15 protein-coding genes are annotated in these 16,352 nt (G+C 44.5%); 5 read left to right on the top strand and 10 right to left on the bottom strand.

Annotation, left to right across the window (positions count from 1 at the left end; translation table 11 throughout):
* Positions 1-31: 31 nt before the first annotated feature.
* The 4 genes from opuFB to MKY44_RS11770 form a co-directional block, all read right to left on the bottom strand.
* Positions 32-1,546, bottom strand: coding sequence for an osmoprotectant update ABC transporter permease/substrate-binding subunit OpuFB (gene opuFB / locus MKY44_RS11785; protein ID WP_341007177.1), 1,515 nt, complete (start codon positions 1,544-1,546; stop codon positions 32-34).
* Positions 1,539-2,513: an ABC transporter ATP-binding protein gene (locus MKY44_RS11780; RefSeq protein ID WP_341007176.1), complete on the bottom strand. Its 975-nt coding sequence runs from the start codon at positions 2,511-2,513 to the stop codon at positions 1,539-1,541. The genes opuFB and MKY44_RS11780 overlap by 8 nt, the downstream gene beginning before the upstream one ends.
* Before the next feature lie 221 nt (positions 2,514-2,734).
* Complete coding sequence (locus tag MKY44_RS11775) at positions 2,735-3,595, bottom strand: ergot alkaloid biosynthesis protein (protein ID WP_341007175.1); 861 nt, start codon at positions 3,593-3,595, stop codon at positions 2,735-2,737.
* A 132-nt stretch (positions 3,596-3,727) separates the two neighbouring features.
* Positions 3,728-4,312: a TetR/AcrR family transcriptional regulator gene (locus MKY44_RS11770; RefSeq protein WP_341007174.1), complete on the bottom strand. Its 585-nt coding sequence runs from the start codon at positions 4,310-4,312 to the stop codon at positions 3,728-3,730.
* Positions 4,313-4,479: 167 nt separating this feature from the next.
* Here MKY44_RS11770 and MKY44_RS11765 point away from each other — a divergent pair, with 167 nt between their 5' ends.
* From MKY44_RS11765 to MKY44_RS11755, 3 genes are all read left to right on the top strand, one after another.
* The gene (locus tag MKY44_RS11765) at positions 4,480-4,842 is read left to right on the top strand and encodes an iron-sulfur cluster biosynthesis family protein (RefSeq protein ID WP_341007173.1); all 363 of its coding nucleotides are present in this window, start codon (positions 4,480-4,482) and stop codon (positions 4,840-4,842) included.
* 460 nt (positions 4,843-5,302) lie between these two features.
* Positions 5,303-6,076: a M15 family metallopeptidase gene (locus MKY44_RS11760; protein ID WP_341007172.1), complete on the top strand. Its 774-nt coding sequence runs from the start codon at positions 5,303-5,305 to the stop codon at positions 6,074-6,076.
* Between the two features lie 508 nt (positions 6,077-6,584).
* Positions 6,585-7,217: a nitroreductase family protein gene (locus MKY44_RS11755; protein WP_341007171.1), complete on the top strand. Its 633-nt coding sequence runs from the start codon at positions 6,585-6,587 to the stop codon at positions 7,215-7,217.
* A 48-nt stretch (positions 7,218-7,265) separates the two neighbouring features.
* Here the strand turns inward: MKY44_RS11755 and MKY44_RS11750 are convergent, their stop codons facing one another.
* A complete protein-coding gene (locus tag MKY44_RS11750; protein WP_341007170.1) occupies positions 7,266-8,426 on the bottom strand; it encodes a leucine-rich repeat domain-containing protein in 1,161 nt (386 codons plus the stop codon).
* Positions 8,427-8,592: 166 nt separating this feature from the next.
* On the opposite strand from MKY44_RS11750, the gene MKY44_RS11745 reads away from it, so the two are divergent.
* Positions 8,593-9,051: an AraC family transcriptional regulator gene (locus tag MKY44_RS11745; RefSeq protein ID WP_341007169.1), complete on the top strand. Its 459-nt coding sequence runs from the start codon at positions 8,593-8,595 to the stop codon at positions 9,049-9,051.
* A gap of 314 nt (positions 9,052-9,365) precedes the next feature.
* Here the strand turns inward: MKY44_RS11745 and MKY44_RS11740 are convergent, their stop codons facing one another.
* The 3 genes from MKY44_RS11740 to MKY44_RS11730 form a co-directional block, all read right to left on the bottom strand.
* Positions 9,366-10,610: an aminopeptidase gene (locus MKY44_RS11740; protein WP_341007168.1), complete on the bottom strand. Its 1,245-nt coding sequence runs from the start codon at positions 10,608-10,610 to the stop codon at positions 9,366-9,368.
* Positions 10,611-10,837: 227 nt separating this feature from the next.
* Complete coding sequence (gene mbcS / locus MKY44_RS11735; RefSeq protein WP_341007167.1) at positions 10,838-12,430, bottom strand: acyl-CoA synthetase MbcS; 1,593 nt, start codon at positions 12,428-12,430, stop codon at positions 10,838-10,840.
* A gap of 265 nt (positions 12,431-12,695) precedes the next feature.
* A complete protein-coding gene (locus MKY44_RS11730) occupies positions 12,696-13,700 on the bottom strand; it encodes an aldo/keto reductase (RefSeq protein WP_091016774.1) in 1,005 nt (334 codons plus the stop codon).
* A gap of 200 nt (positions 13,701-13,900) precedes the next feature.
* Between MKY44_RS11730 and MKY44_RS11725 the strand changes: the two genes are divergently transcribed.
* A complete protein-coding gene (locus MKY44_RS11725; protein ID WP_341007166.1) occupies positions 13,901-14,746 on the top strand; it encodes an AraC family transcriptional regulator in 846 nt (281 codons plus the stop codon).
* A 69-nt stretch (positions 14,747-14,815) separates the two neighbouring features.
* On the opposite strand, the gene MKY44_RS11720 is transcribed toward MKY44_RS11725, so the two are convergent.
* Together MKY44_RS11720 and MKY44_RS11715 are read right to left on the bottom strand one after the other, a co-directional pair.
* Positions 14,816-15,214 carry an Asp23/Gls24 family envelope stress response protein gene (locus MKY44_RS11720; RefSeq protein ID WP_047842725.1) on the bottom strand — a complete coding sequence of 133 codons (399 nt, stop codon included), beginning with the start codon at positions 15,212-15,214 and terminating at the stop codon, positions 14,816-14,818.
* Positions 15,215-15,242: 28 nt separating this feature from the next.
* A complete protein-coding gene (locus tag MKY44_RS11715; protein WP_127546990.1) occupies positions 15,243-16,322 on the bottom strand; it encodes an AI-2E family transporter in 1,080 nt (359 codons plus the stop codon).
* Between the last annotated feature and the right edge of the window lie 30 nt (positions 16,323-16,352).

Below are 16,352 nucleotides of genomic sequence, written 5' to 3'. Positions count from 1 at the left end.
TTTGGTACATCTATTGCAGGGATGCCTGAAGTTACAACAATCCAGCCTGTTTAAGGTACTCTGCTGCAACCTGTTCAGGATTCGCTCCCTCTACGTTCACGTCATAGTTCATCTGACGCATCTCGTCATCCGTAATTTTGCCAGCAAGCTGATTCAGCACCTCAACCAGTTGTGGATATTGATCTGCCGTTTCTTGACGAAGCATCGGCGCGCCTTGATACGGTGGGAATAACTCCTGATCATCCTCCAGCACAACGAGTTCATATTGTCTCAACTCACTATCTGTGGAGTAGGCATCTACGAGGTTGATATCTCCGCGCTGAAGAGCACCATAGCGAAGCTTGGGTTCCATTGTTGCAACGTTCGGGAATTCAATCCCACACTTCTTCTGTATGCCAAGGTATCCGTCTTCCCGATCCGAGAATTCCAGCGTGAATCCTGCCTTTATCTGCTGTTCCACCGGTTTGAGATCCGAAATGGTCTTGAGATTGTATTGATCTGCGATGTTCTTTGGAACGGCCAACGTATACGTATTGTTGTAATCCATAGGGTTCAGCAGCACCATGTTGAACTGGCTCAGCATTCCATCTCTTGCCTGTTCGTACACCTCTGTCCGATCGGTACTCACTGCCGTTTCCTTCATGAATTCGGAGATGGCTGTCCCAGTGAATTCAGGATAGATATCAATATCACCCGACTTGAGTGCATTAAAAAGGAATGGCGTTTTGCCTAATCCGGGTTTTAGTTCAACGGTCAGGTCTGTATCTTTTTCGATTAGCAATTTGTACATATTAATGAGAATTTCGGGTTCCGCCCCCAATTTCCCGGAAATCACGAGATCCTTCTGCCCTCCACGTGCCAAGAAGGGAATGGTGATCACAAGTATCGCGATCAGAGCCAGCGAACCCAAGGTAACCAATGTTTTCTTGAAGGATAACCGCTGGAATTGACGCAATAGTACATCAAACAAAATAGCCAGCAATGCTGCCGGAATGGCTCCAAGGATGATCAGTGCCGTATCGTTGCGATCAATGCCCAGCAAGATTAATGCCCCCAAACCTCCTGCGCCGATCAAGGCAGCAAGTGTGGCTGTTCCTACAATCAGGACCATCGCGGTCCGAATTCCAGCCATAATGACAGGCATCGCCAGTGGCAGTTCCACTTTGATTAGACGTTGCCAACTATTCATGCCCATCGCATTCGCCGCTTCGACCATGGAAGGGTCAACTTCGGATATGCCCGTGTACGTGTTGCGGAGTACAGGAAGCAACGCATACACCACCAATGCAATAATTGCAGGAAGTGTGCCTATGCCGAATAACGGGATGAGCAATCCGAGAAGCGCCAAGGACGGTATCGTCTGCAACACAGCCGTAACCCCGATAATGGGTTCAGCCACTCTTGGTTTGCGTGTAAGGTATATACCAAGCGGAATAGCGATGAGGACAGCAAAGAACAATGCGATAAATGAGATCTGAATATGTTCCAGCAGAGCAGACAACAATTGACCTTTGCGCTCACTGAACACCTCCGTGAATCTACTCATGTCCTTCACCTCGTTCCTGTAACTGACCAGACCAGTATTTCATCAGATCAACTCGACTGATCTCGCCAATAATCTGGCGGTTACGTTCAACCAGCAGATGGTCATGGGAAGCCATGATATCAACTAACTCCGTTAACGTAATGGATGCGGGGACGGCGGTTTTGGCTGATTTTGGCACATGACCCGGTGAGAGTGGTGACATGATGGATTCGAGATCAAAATCAGATTGTGAAATCGTATCGGCGTTAGGACTTCCAACAAATTCACGTACGAAATCATTAGCTGGCTGTCGGATCAGTTCTTCCGGGGTGCCTACCTGCAAAACCTGTCCATCCTTCATGATGCAGATGCGATCCCCCAGCTTCATCGCTTCCTGAATATCATGGGTGACAAACACAATTGTTTTTTTCATCTGACGCTGGATATCCAGAATATCGTCCTGCAATTTCTCCCGACTCATTGGATCGAGTGCACTGAACGGTTCATCCATCAAAACTATCTCGGGATCGGCAGCGAGTGCACGCAACACACCAATTCTCTGCTGTTGTCCTCCGGATAACTCGGACGGTTTACGCTCACTGTACGTATCTCCGTGCAAACCCACCATGTCCAGTAACGTATGTACACGCTCCTTAATTTGATCTGACTTCCATTTTCGGAGTTCAGGAACAACTGCAATATTTTCGGCAATTGTCATATGCGGGAATAGTGCAATCTGTTGCAGCACATATCCTATATTCCAGCGCAATTCGTGAATGTTGTATTCATCGATTGGGCGTTCATTAATGCGCACTGTTCCATCTGTTCGTTCAATCAGGCGATTGATCATTTTGAGCATGGTGGTTTTGCCACATCCACTCGGACCAATCATGACAAACAATTCTCCCTTGTTAATGTTGAGGTTAACCTGACGCAAAGCCGTTGTTCCATCAGGATATTGTTTCGATACATTTTCGAACTGAATCATTCGCTCTCTTCGCCCCTTTATCTAGGGCGTGTTTCAGACACGCCCTAACATTCATCTTCATCTATTTCCCCAAAAGTGTGTTCGTATAATCACTGCTGTTCCGTGGTGTCGCTGGTTAGGGAGAGATCCATATTTGAATTAACGATGTTAACATGCTGGTAAATATGCAAAAAGACGGGCACTAGGCACCGTCTTCTCATGATATGAAAATATTTCTTCCATTATTTCCATACCTCTATATGATTTTGAATAAATTGCTCGAATGAAATCGGGTTATTCCCCGTTATTTTTGTCACCGTATCTGTCGTTTGATCTTCTCTCCCCTCCTCCCGGATAGGCACATCCAGTCCTGCGAGGGCAGCAGCGTAATCTTCTGACATTCCTGCGCGAATCATGCTGTTCCTCAATTCATCGTCGGACAAAGATTCATGCTGGATGGACTGACCCAGTACACGGCTCAAGACGTCTGCAACCTGTCCATAGGACATCGACTCCGGCCCTGTAATGATATGCTCCGTATTATGAGGAACTACATCTGTCAGAGCATGGAAGGCCACCGCTGCGATATCATCTGCACTAACAAATCCAATTTTCCCGTCACCCGTAGCACTGTACATTTTCCCGAGTTGCTTCACTGTCTCCCGATGCGGTCCCTCCGTAAAGTTCTCCATAAAATAGGAAGGCTGTAATACGGCCCACTCAGGAGCATGGGCTTTTAAATACTGATGTACTTTGCCAAATATAGGACCATTCTCATCGATCGAAGCACTGCCTAGTAAAACGAATCGCTTAACACCTCCCCATAACGCTTTCTTGATGAACGGAATCACGACGTCTTCCGGGGTCATATCCATGACTGGCACCACAAGGTACACCTGATTCACATTTTTCAGCGCCGGAGCATAGGTCTCGGAATCATACCAATCAAAATAGACATAATTATCAGCAGAACCAGAATGAGATGGTTTAGTTCTTCCTGCCAAACGTACTGGATATTGTTGACCTTGAAGCATCTCCGCAATACGTCTTCCTGTCTTTCCATTAGCTCCTGTAATAAGGGTCAACGGTTTATCATTGATCATGCTTATTTCCTCCTTCAGTTTGTTTCGCGTTCTTTTTCCAGACCAATCGGTCTATAATAGTCAAAAAATAAACGCCCTAAGCGTTCATTTTCAAAAACCCATTAAGAATTCTTGCTCCAATCATGTAAAACGTTAATCCATAGCCCTTAGGGTCATCTGTACAAAATCTCGCAACGCTTCTGCGCTTGCACCACTTTTCGTCGTAAAGGTCAATGAGAGTCGGGAATAATTCAGAAAACGGGCAAGCCCGGGCAATTCTTCCTCTGCGTGCCTCAGTTCGCCATTCCTCTGGCCTCGTAACAGCGCAGTATGAAAAACATCTTCCATTTGTTGGTTAGTGGTTTGAATAAAGGCCGCGATTTCGTGATTTTGTGGTGCCTGTTCAACCGCGCTATTAATGATGAAACATTCATTACGACGTTCGTTGTCTGTCAACACATTAACCGCTTCGTTGAACAACTCTGTCACGCCTTGCCTCACACTTGTGCATTCGTTTAATAGTCTGATCCCCGCCTCTGTCTTCTGCTGAATATAGAATTTAAGAGCAGAGACAAATAAATCATGCTTAGTTCCGTAGGTGTCATACAAGCTTTGCCTCGCAATGCCAAGTTCACTCAACAGTAAGCTCAAAGATGTACCTTCATAACCGTACGCGCCAAATACAGACGTTGCTTTTCTTAGAACGGTCTCCGTGTCAAACTCCTTGGCTCTTCCCAATTTCAGACCTCACCTCCCTATTGATTAAATAAAGAATACCTTTTCTAGACTGATCAGTCAAGAAAATAAATGCTTTGATTTTTGACAAAGTGGTATAATGTGAATAGAAGCTGAATGAATTCTTTTACCACTTACAACCATGACCACATACAAAGGAGTGTACCTATATGTATATTCAAATTACAGATTTGGCTGCAAAACGATTAACGGAAAGCCTGAATGACCAACCCGGATATTTCAAAGTGATCTATGACTTGGAAGGTTGCGGATGTAACGGAGTTATCGCGATTATCATTGTAGATGAACTTGCAGCTCTCGACGCGCAGATTGAAACCAACCTGGTTCCGTTCTACGTTGATCCGAAGCAGCAGCTGAACCTTGAACAACACATGAAGCTGGATACGGAAGAAAATTATCCTTCATTCAAATTAAGCAGTGATTCCGGTGTCCTTAGCGGTAACGTTCGTGTACGTGACACCCGCGCCGTAACTGTAGGAAGCTCCGGTGCATCTGACGCCTGCATGTTGTAATACAGTCTCTAGCATACTTGAAGTAATCTAGCATTATCTCTCTTCACATCAAAAGCCGTTGCATCTAATGCAACGGATTTTTTAACATTCTTTTCCTTATATGCCTCTATCAGAGTTTCAAAAAAGACTCTATAAAAGATGAACTAAACATTTACACGAAACGGAGAGGACAGAAAAAACCTGAAGGAACGAAGTGTTCGCCTAAAAGCTTTCTGAAAGAAAGCTGCATCGGAAGCATACGCTATCCCCGGATTTTCCCCTATAAGGGAAATTCGTAAAATCTGGGGATAACAGCGATCGGAAGGTTGTTCTGTCATCGTAGTGTCCAGTGTAAATATCTTTGGTTCAACGTATATAGCAAACTTTGTTTACAACTCGGAAACAATTGGAGAACCTATGGATATAATCCTCTAGTATACTCGGTATATAGATTCATATATTCCGAGGAGGAACACACATCATGAAACCTTTTACTCGTAAATCCATCATATCTACAATTCTCGTAGGCTCTGTTGTAGCAGGTTCTGCATTTACTACGTTTCCCATCACTTCAAACCTGAATCCCGTCGCGTCTGCGGCAAGCTCCAGCTTCACTCAATTTCTGCATGATAATGCACCTGGTCGTACGATCAAAACGATTAAAAATGTGGCAACCGTAACCAATGTGTCTAGTACAGTTGTACTTGTCAATAAAAAGAGAAATCTGCCTTCAACTTATGCACCACAAGATTTGGTTGTACCAAATATTCCTTTTAGCTTCTCAGGTTCCAGTCCGAAGAAACAAATGCGTAAAGTGGCTGCAACCGCGATTGAAAAATTATTTGCGGCTGCCAAAAAAGACGGCATCGATATCAAAGCGGTGTCTGGCTATCGCTCTTATGCGACCCAGAAATCGATCTTTGACCGTAATGCCAGCATCAAAGGTGAAGCTGTTGCCAATAAAACAAGTGCTCGGCCAGGACAAAGCGAACATCAGACCGGTCTAGCTATGGATATCTCCAGCGCTTCGGCAGGTTACGATCTTCAGCAAAGCTTTGGCAACACCAAAGAAGGCAAATGGCTGAAAGCCAATGCCCACAAATACGGCTTCATCATCCGTTATGGCAAAGATCAGGAGAAATTGACTGGTTACTCCTATGAGCCATGGCATGTACGTTATGTAGGGGTATATATTGCTGGTGAGATTACCAACCAGAAACTTACGCTGGAGCAGTATTTGGAACGTGCCAAATAAGGCAGGTTAACCCAAAGCTTAGACAGTTATAGTTATCTGATTAGATAAAAGAAGCGTGACTATAGATAACATGACTGAAGGAGAAGATGGGGCCGCAACTGGCCCTCTTCTGCTTCAATTTTTCATTTACACACTTCATCATGTCCCAACGATTTTTCTAAAGACCAGTGGCAGTCTCTTAAGACCTTCTGTTCCAGCCCAAGAGCCTACTCCAGCAAGTATTGCATTATGGCACAAATAAAGTGCGACATTGTACACGATAGGGCCTAGAATAATCTCCACTACTACAAAACGTTTTAACGTCGAAGATTGGATTACATATACCCGAAATTCATGAGGGTCATGTCCTCCCATATACCTTGCGATCAATGCTTTCATGAATCACCTCTAGTGTTTTATTTTAGCGTATGGCAGACGATCCTTGTCTTATTCTAAAATAATACTTACATAAAGTAACTAAGTGTGTTATAGTCAGTTTATAAATCATACATAAGCGAGGGAAACCATCATGAGTGAGTTAGAGAATCTGGTCAAAAACCGTAGATCGGCCGTTATTTTTGAAGAAGGAATTAAAATTTCGGATTCGGAACTACAAGAAATGTTTGCCCTGAACAAATTCGCACCATCTGCCTTTAACCTGCAACACACGCACTATCTTGTGATTAAAGACGAGGAACAGAAAGAGAAAGTCTATGAGGCTTCCCAGCAATATAAGGTAAAAACAGCTTCTGCAGTCATCGTGGTATTGGGCGACGTCAACGCGCATCATCATATCCGCACTATTAACGAAGGCCTGCTGAACCTGGGCGCTCTTACTCCGTTCCAATACGAGCAGGAATCCCAAAGTGTCACCGAATTTTACGAATCTCGCGGCAGATTCTTCCAACGTGAGGATGCGATTCGCAATGCCAGCCTGTCTGCCATGCAATTGATGCTGATCGCTCAGGATCGCGGTTGGGACACTTGTCCAATGATTGGCTTTGACTCGGAAGAACTGCAACGGAGTCTGGAAATCCCTAACCATTACGTACCGGTTATGCTGATCACCATCGGCAAAAAGTCGGAAGCCAAACAGCGCCCACGCGGTTACCGTAAACCGATTAACGAATATGTTAGCTTCAACAAAATGCACGCTGAATAACATATAAGTAGTTAAAAGACAAAGCAAAAAAGCCACGATCTCGTGGCTTTAATACGTTTCATAGATCAACGTATCCAACATGTGAAATTCATCGTCAAACTCCGCATATATGTACAGTCGACCAGCAGGTGTATCCCCCGCATCATAACCCAATCGGAAATATTGATCTCCCTGAAATTCTGCATCAGCCAAAATCAATGTATTGATATTTTCATCCAGATGAGCCTCGGCAATGGTTCTGAGCGCCTGTTCACCAAGCATGTCCCACCGTTTCCACGTCTCTTCCATATATGGGGACAATGTTTCCATCTCTGTCTTGGTTGAAACCTGTGCAGTGACTACAAGCTCATTACCCTGAACCAGCAAGCGCATCTGATAGTTGGACATCGAGACGTCATACTGAAACACACCCATCCCCTGAACTTCATGATTGGATTCAAAAATCAAATTGTCTGCATATTGCAGTCTCTCCAGTTTGAGATTAGCGCTATAATCCAACTCGGTTAATTTGTTCTCGGAACAGTACAACTCTTTCAGTTGTACGTTATGGCGAATATCCAGCTTGCTAATATGGTTGTTAAAACACCGGACACTCTCCAAAACCAAATTCGAACGAAGATCCAACTGTTTAATATTGTTGTGGTTACAACGAAGTTCAATCAAGTTTGGACAACCGGTTACATCAAGTTCCAACATGTAATTGTTGGCGCAATCAAGTCGTCGCAGTTGCTTATTGTGTTCAAGTTCAAGTGAGAAAAGAGCGTTATAACTGCAACTAAGTTCCTCCAACTGCTCAAGGGGCTCCGAAGCCAGCTCCGATAACATATTCCAATGACACTCCACCATTACAAGCCTGGGATTATGAGAAAGATCCAATTTGCGAAGTCGATTAAAACTGCAATCCAGCACTTGCAATTCCAAATTGGAACTGAGGTCCAGTGTAAGAAGCTGATTCTCTCTGCAACGTAATATCCTCAGCTTGTGATTCTGAGCTAGATCCAAACCGGTCAATTGATTATAGGCACAATCCAGCTCTTGAAGACCCCTGAAATACTCGATTCCATCAAGATTGCTAATATTGTGATTGGAAAGTTGCAATATCTCAACCTCATGAACGTCACTTTCCTGAATGAAATCCCGCTGATCACAAAAACGATCCAACACAACTTGCCTGAAATGTTCATCCGTGAAGGCATAAGTAATATCCATGTCTAACGCCTCCCCCTCTCGTTTTGCTCTATTGGAACAGTCTTCCAACATATTATCACTATTCTATGAGTTTCGTCGCCGGGATTCAACAATTACCTAAGCAAATTTTTTTATACCATGTTAGCATCCAACATGTAAGAGAAATCGTACAGAGAGGAAGATTTTCATGGAAATGTATATCGAAAACCTCCCGTCATATCGTATCGCCTATGTTCGACAAGTCGGTCCTTACGGTCCAGCCAATGCTCAAGCGATGAATACGCTGAAACAATGGGCAGACAAACAGCAATTGCTTCATGAATCAGCAACATTACTGGGCATACCCCAAGATGACCCAACTACCACACCGCCCGAGAAATGTAGATATGATGCCTGTATTGTCATCACTGAATCTGAACGTCTGGAAGATGAGTTTGTTGAGATTGACGAGTTATCAGGCGGAGATTATCTCATCTGTAAGGTGAGGCATACGGCAGAAGCTATTCAGCAGGCATGGAATGTGATCATCCCTCATTTACAAACAAGCGGTTATCAGATGGACAACAAGCCGGTTATAGAACGATATCGTTGGGAACTGCTCAATCAGCATTATTGCGAAATATGTGTGCCTGTAAGACCTGTGTAATCTACTTTACGAGGAAAAAAAAGTGACTTCAAATTGAAGTCACTTTCTCGTTCAGTAATATTACTGCAACTATTTAACTTGAACTAATCATTTACACGATAACGGAGAGGACAGAAAAAACCTGAAAAAGCGAAGCGTTCGCCTAAAAGCTTTCTGAAAGAAAGCTGCATCGGAAGCATACGCTATCCCCGGATTTCCCCCTTCGGAAAATGGAATCAAAAAAATCTGGGGATAACAGCGATTGGAAGGTTATTCTGTCATCGTAGTGTCAGTGTAAACAATCTTTAGTTCAACTTATATAACTAGATTAGAAATTAAAATGCCCAGTTGCCTTTACGGAATACCGGCTCGATTGTACCGTCTTGTAACTCACCATCGATATCCAACTCAGCGGAACCGATCATGAAATCAACGTGAGTCAAGCTCACATTGCACTCATGCTTCAGTAACTCTTCATTCGACATCGTTGTGCCATCTTTCATGTTGAATGGATACGCACTTCCCACAGCCAAGTGGCAAGATGCATTTTCGTCAATACCCGTATTGTAGAAAATGCGATTCAGGTTGGAAATCGGGGAGTCATGTGGTACGAGTGCCACTTCACCCAGATAACGTGCACCTTCATCGGTGGCAAACAGGTTCTTCAAATGCTCTTCACCGGATGCTGCCGTAAACGCTACAACCTGTCCATCCTTGAATGTAATTCTCATCTGGTCTACCAGTTGCCCGTTCAAGTTCAAAGGCATGGTGCTGCTGACATATCCATTCACTCCGCTGCGCTTAGGCATGGTGAATACTTCTTCAGTCGGCATATTGGCTACCGTGTATACCCCTTGTTTATTTTCTCCGCCGCCACCGCCCCAGATATGGTTATGGACCAGCTCAATTTTCAGGTCTGTACCTGGCGCACGGTAATGCAGGCTCTTATAGTTCTTTTTATTCAGGAGATCACTCATGGTATTCAGGGTTTCCAGATGCTCTCTCCAATTTTGTACAGCGTCTCCGCCATCCACACGGTTCATTTTGAAGATGGTTTCCCACATCACGTTGATTCGGTCTTCTTCCGGGATGTCGGCAAATACTTTGTTCGCCCAAGCCTTGGTCGGGGCCTTGATCAGACACCAGCTAATTTCATGGTTGCGTGTGTATTTGGCATATCCGCGACGTGCGTGTGCAGCTGCCTTGGTAGCACGTGAAACACTGTCGGAGTCAATTCCGTTATACAGTTCAGGATCTGGAACTTTGATCGTCAGGGTAGCGCCGCCTGCTTCCGCAAACTTCTCCATCATATCCGCTTTCCACGCTGGATAGTAATCGAAGCTGTCATTGGAACCATGTTCAAAACGACTGCGGGTAATATTGTCGTCATCGAAGTCCACTTGTACATAGTTTGCACCAGCCGCATAGGCTTTTTGCACAATGAGACGTGTGAATTCAAGCGTTTCGATGGGAGCAGTGACGAGCAGATCCTGTCCTTTTTGAATATTCACGCCTACTTTAACAACTAGTTCTGCGTATTGTTCCAATGACTTTTCAAAGGTTTGTTCAAATTGACTCATGGTTGTGTTCACTCCTGTTTCATATATTATGACATGGTTTGCAAGTGACTTGGAATCTGCTGAGTGGCCGTTACAGCGAAGGATCGTTCTTTAGATCGTCGTTGTCTCCAAATTTTCTTCATCGTATTTTTCAAAGGTTAAAATTCGGAGACAAATACGAACGCTATCGCTTCTTCAGAATCGATTCCTTCCCTTTCACTACGCAGGTTCAATTCCCAAAATTTCATCTAACTATTCCGTTTTTCTTGTTCGCGCAGTTCGATCCGGCGGATTTTACCGGAGTTTGTTTTCGGCAGATCCGTAACAAATTCGATCTTGCGTGGATATTTATAAGGTGCTGTGATTTCTTTGACGTGGTGCTGCAATTCACGCATTAGTTCTGGTGAAGCCAGTGAATCATCTCGCAGCACGACAAATGCTTTGACAATATTGCCACGGATCTCATCCGGACTCGCAACCACCGCGCATTCCTTCACACTGGCGTGTTTCATAAGTGCTTCTTCCACTTCAAATGGTCCAATCGTGTAACCCGAACTGATGATGATATCGTCACTGCGGCCTTCAAACCAGAAGTAACCTTCTTCGTCTTTGCGTGCACGGTCCCCTGTTACAAAATAATGACCACGCTGACTCGCTTCCTTCCGTCCCTCATCCTGATAATAGGACCGGAACAAAGCTGGCATCTCTTTGTGCACCGCGATATCTCCTACTTCACCCGGAGGAACAGGTTGTCCCTCTTCGTCAATAATTTCAATCAATCCAGGTGTAATCGACTGACCCATGGAGCCAATACGTACAGGCGCATCTTTGAGACTGCCGATTAACAACGTGCTCTCGGTCTGTCCATATCCGTCTCGAATAGTCAGGTCAAAGTGACGCCGGAAGATTTCAATGACTTCCTGATTGAGCGGTTCACCCGCTGAAACAGCACTGCGCAGATGAGACAGGTCATAATGTCCAAGATCATCGGCTTTGGCCATCAACCGATATTCCGTTGGTGTACAGCAAAGGACATTAATTTGATGTTCCTGCATCAGTTCCAGATAACGCTTGGGCTGGAATGATCCATTGTAGACCAGTCCGGTCGCACCTCTTCCGAGTACCGACAGGAATGGACTCCAGATCCATTTTTGCCATCCGGGTGCAGCCGTTGCCCATACCGTATCCGATGGTTGAATATCCAACCATAACGAAGAAGCGATCCGCAGGTGGGCATATCCCCAACCGTGGCTATGTACAACTCCTTTGGGATTACCAGTTGTGCCCGAAGTATAAGCAAGAATAGCTGTATCATCACGGTGTGTTTCCACCGCAGCCATCTCATCGGGTTGATTTTTCATTAACTCATGCACATTGACCCAGCCTTCAGCAGGTACGCCAACTTCACCGTTCGGTGATGCCACGATGCGATGTGCCAGTGATGGCAGATCCGCGTCCATCTTTTCTACTTCTGAGGTCGTCTCGGACCATACAATAACAGCCCGCGCCTCAGAGTGACGCAGACGATATTCCAGATCTTTTGCCCGTAACATCTCGGAGGAAGGAATAACGGCAATCCCCAATTTCAGACAAGCAATGTAAATGACATAGGCAATAATACGGCGTGGTACCATGACCAACACCCGATCACCCTTCTCTAGTCCAAGTTCACGCAGACCTCCAGCAAGACGATTCGCCTGCTTGAATAAATCACCATACGTGATCTCTTCCAATTCTCGTTGATCGCTGAGCCATCTAAGTGCAATCCGGTCTGATGGATGATTCTCCATCTCGGATGTCAGGTTATAGCTTTCAGGCGAAATCCACTGTTCAAAGTTCAAATGGAGCCTCTCCTTCGTAGTTCAATTGTAAAGCTTCTATATATTATACCCTAAATCCTAGGACCAGGTGCTATGAACTAGGTTCATTCTGAAAAAATAAACATAGGTCAATTAATGAACTATTATAATAGATCTTATCCTATAAAGAAAATGACATATACAAAATGGCGCCTTCCTGATTGATCAGATAGGCGCCATTTCATTCTTCATTTATATTACATTAGTTTTACCTAACTATAATTTTCACACTGCTATACTGTGTATGTTACCACGGATAATTACCCATTCCGTCCAAAATGCTTTCGATCTCATTCAACTCTTCCGTTGTCAGATCCGGTGCCTGGAGGGCAGCCACGTTTTCTTCAATCTGGGACACACGGCTTGCACCAATCAATGCAGAGGTTACACGGTTACCACGCAAAATCCAGTTCAGAGCCAGTTGAGAGATCGTCTGTCCTCTTCGCTCCGCAACCGCCTGAAGTGCATCGAACTTGGCAATCCGTTCGTCCGTGTAAGCTTCTTTTTTCAAATTGCCTGTTGGATTGGCTCGTTCTTCCTTTATCTTGTCAACATATTTATTCGTTAACTGACCGCGGCCGAGTGGACAGAACGCAATGGAACCTACTCCCTGCTCATCCAGTACGTCTTGCAAACCGTCTTCAATCCAGCGATTCAGCATCGAGTAGTTTGGCTGATGAACCAGACACGGCGTACCCAGACGACGCAGAATGGTTACCGCTTCTTGTGTCTGTTCTGCATTATAATTGGACAAGCCCACATACAGTGCCTTACCTTGCCGCACGATATGATCCAGCGCTGTCATGGTCTCTTCCAATGGTGTATCCGGATCTGGACGGTGATGATAGAAAATGTCCACATAATCCAGCCCCATCCGACCAAGACTTTGATCCAGACTGGCAATCAGGTTTTTGCGGGAACCCCACTCGCCATATGGTCCACTCCACATATGGTAGCCTGCCTTCGACGAGATAAGCAGTTCATCCCGGTAAGGACGCAGATGTTTTTTGTAAATCACGCCAAAGTTCTCTTCTGCTGATCCTGGAGGTGGGCCATAGTTATTCGCCAGATCGAAGTGGTTAATTCCGAGGTCAAAGGCACGTAAAATCATCTCTTCCTGAATATCCAATGTACGGTTGCCACCAAAGTTCTGCCATAAACCCAGCGCAATTTGCGGCAGTCTGATTCCCGATTTACCGGAACGTACATATTTCATCTCATCATATCGTTGTTCACTCGCAGTATAGGGCATCTTATTCTCACTTTCCTGTAAGATTTGTTGAATTCCTTTTCATCTTAGACATTTTCCTGGATAAACGATATGGCATTTCACTTTGAACATATGGAATAATGATTGTTATCTATATATACTAATGTTAAATAATTAATCTTTTCAGCTATTTAGTATGTTAAAATGCAAGATGAGACGAAATCGTACAGGAGTGAATACCCTTGATTACGTATATGTTCAAAAACAATCATTTTCAGGAGCTTCAGCTCCTTCATTATGGCACGGAAGCCTGTACACCAGGTCACCACTTTGGCCCTGCCATGCGAGACTATTATAAAATTCATTATATTTTGAATGGCAAAGGCACCTTCGAAGTTGGTGGCAAAACGTATTCCCTGCACAAAGGGCAAGGATTTCTGATCGTTCCGCATTCCGTCGTGCATTACGAAGCAGATCAAGATGACCCCTGGGAATACAGCTGGGTTGCTTTTCAAGGCAGCAATAGTTCTTCCTTTTTACAGCAGGCCTGTCTGTCCGAGCATCATCCGATTTTTGAGCTGGGCAATGAGGATGACGAGATGCGATCCTGTCTGCATCGAATGATTAATTCGCGGCATACCCATAAAGGCTGGGAGATCAGCATGACTGGGTTGCTATATCAATTCTTCTCCATTTTGATTGATCAGGCCAATTCAGATCATCTTCAACCCATACAGGATTATTCGAAGGAAACGTACGTAACGCAGGTGATGGACTTTATTGAAATGAACTACGCCAATGCCATTACCGTTCAATCCATCGCGGCCCATGTCGGTTTGCAGCGCAGTTATCTGTGCTCTCTCTTCAAGGATCAGATGGGAAGCAGCATCCAATCGTATCTGGTCCATTACCGAATGCGAAGGGCAGCCGAATTGACGCTTGATCCCGGTTTGACCATTGGTGATATAGCCCGTTCTGTGGGCTACACCGATCAATTGCTTTTCTCCAAAATGTTCAAAAAAGTGATGGGTGAAGCTCCCACCTACTACCGCAAACATAAAACAGCACCCTCCCAGTTAAGTTGTTAATCGGGAAGGTGCTGTTTTTGCCAATCGTTTATCTTTACAATTGTTATTCCTTACATTCTTTTCATTGGTTTATACCGTCTCCGGCATGGATATGCCAACAACTTGCACTTTGATTTCATCGACCATAACGCCGGCTAATTGTTCTACAGCCTGTTGAACATTATGTTGAAGCTCACGGCAGACCTCGTGCATCTTGTTGCCATATTGAATGTTGATGCGCAGCTGGATGGTTGCCTGATCGTCTTTGACGTGTACGTCAATCCCTTTTTGCAGACTCTTGCCGCTGATACTCTTGGCAATCCCTTCAGTCAGTCCAACGGACATGGAGGATACACCAGCTGTTGATTGAGCGGCCATCCCCACGATCTTGGATAACACATCGTTCGAGATGTGAATGGTACCCATTTGAACAGATTGAGGTGCGATATATTCAGGTTCATTGTATTGTTTTTCGATAATTTCAGACATGTGCTCCACTCCTTCGAATAATTAAATTCTATGCATTCTGCCATTTGTCCTTAAAGAACATGTTATAGATTCGAACCAAAAGAATTTTAACGATCATATAAACCGGGATAATAATCAGGATGGCAATAATTCCACCCAGGTCGCCTGCACCCAACACCAGAATGATGGTCGTGAGCGGGTGAATATCCAGCTTTTTGCCGAATACGTACGGTGCAACCAGGTTGTCCTGAATCTGCTGAGCGACAAGAATAATAATCAGAGACCAGATGGCAACCGATGGTGATACCACGAGACCCATGATCACAATAGGTACGGACGACACAATCGCTCCGATAAACGGAACAAAGTTCATGATGACCGCAATTACCGTGAGCAGTAATGCGTACGGCAGTCCAATGATCAAGAAACCGATATACATCAGTACACCGAGTGCCAGATTCACCAAAACTCTTCCCACAATAAAACCACTCAACGCCTGATCAATCTCAATTACGACTTCACGGCTGTCCTTTTGGAAACGTTTTGGAGCGATATGTGCCAGTTTACGACCAAATTTCTCGCCTTGTAAAAGCATATAGAACAAAAGGATCGGTAGTGTAAACAAGATGATCGCAAAACTGGAAACAAGTGAGAAAAATCCACTTACATAGTTAGTTACAAAGTTAAATCCTTTGTTGATATACTCCGTGATCTGGGAGAAAGGTGTCGAGCCCTCAGGGAACAAGGCCTGAATGGCACCATTTTGCTCCAGCTCTCTCAGCTGTTCACTTAATGAATTGATTAGACTTGGTGCGTTATCAACCAGATTGATCAGTTGCTCACGTAACGATGGCCATAAACCAATAATGAAGAACACTCCCAGAATAGCAATAACCAGATAGATTAGCAAAATACTTAGCGTGCGATTTATTTTCTTTTTCTCCATATAATTCACAAGCGGCCTTAGCAGATAATAAAAGAACACCGACAACATCATCGGCACGGTAATGACCGTGATCATGGTGACGAGCGGCTGAAAGATGAAGCTCACACGTGATAATAAATAGATATTAACCAATATCAGCGCCAGTGCAATACTGAACCGGACAAACGTATTTACTTTGAACAAAATATTTCCCTCCACATGGACATTTCTTCT

The organism is Paenibacillus sp. FSL R7-0026, from assembly GCF_038004485.1.
Classification (GTDB): domain Bacteria; phylum Bacillota; class Bacilli; order Paenibacillales; family Paenibacillaceae; genus Paenibacillus; species Paenibacillus xylanexedens_A.
This window is presented reverse-complemented; position numbering and strand designations above follow the sequence as displayed.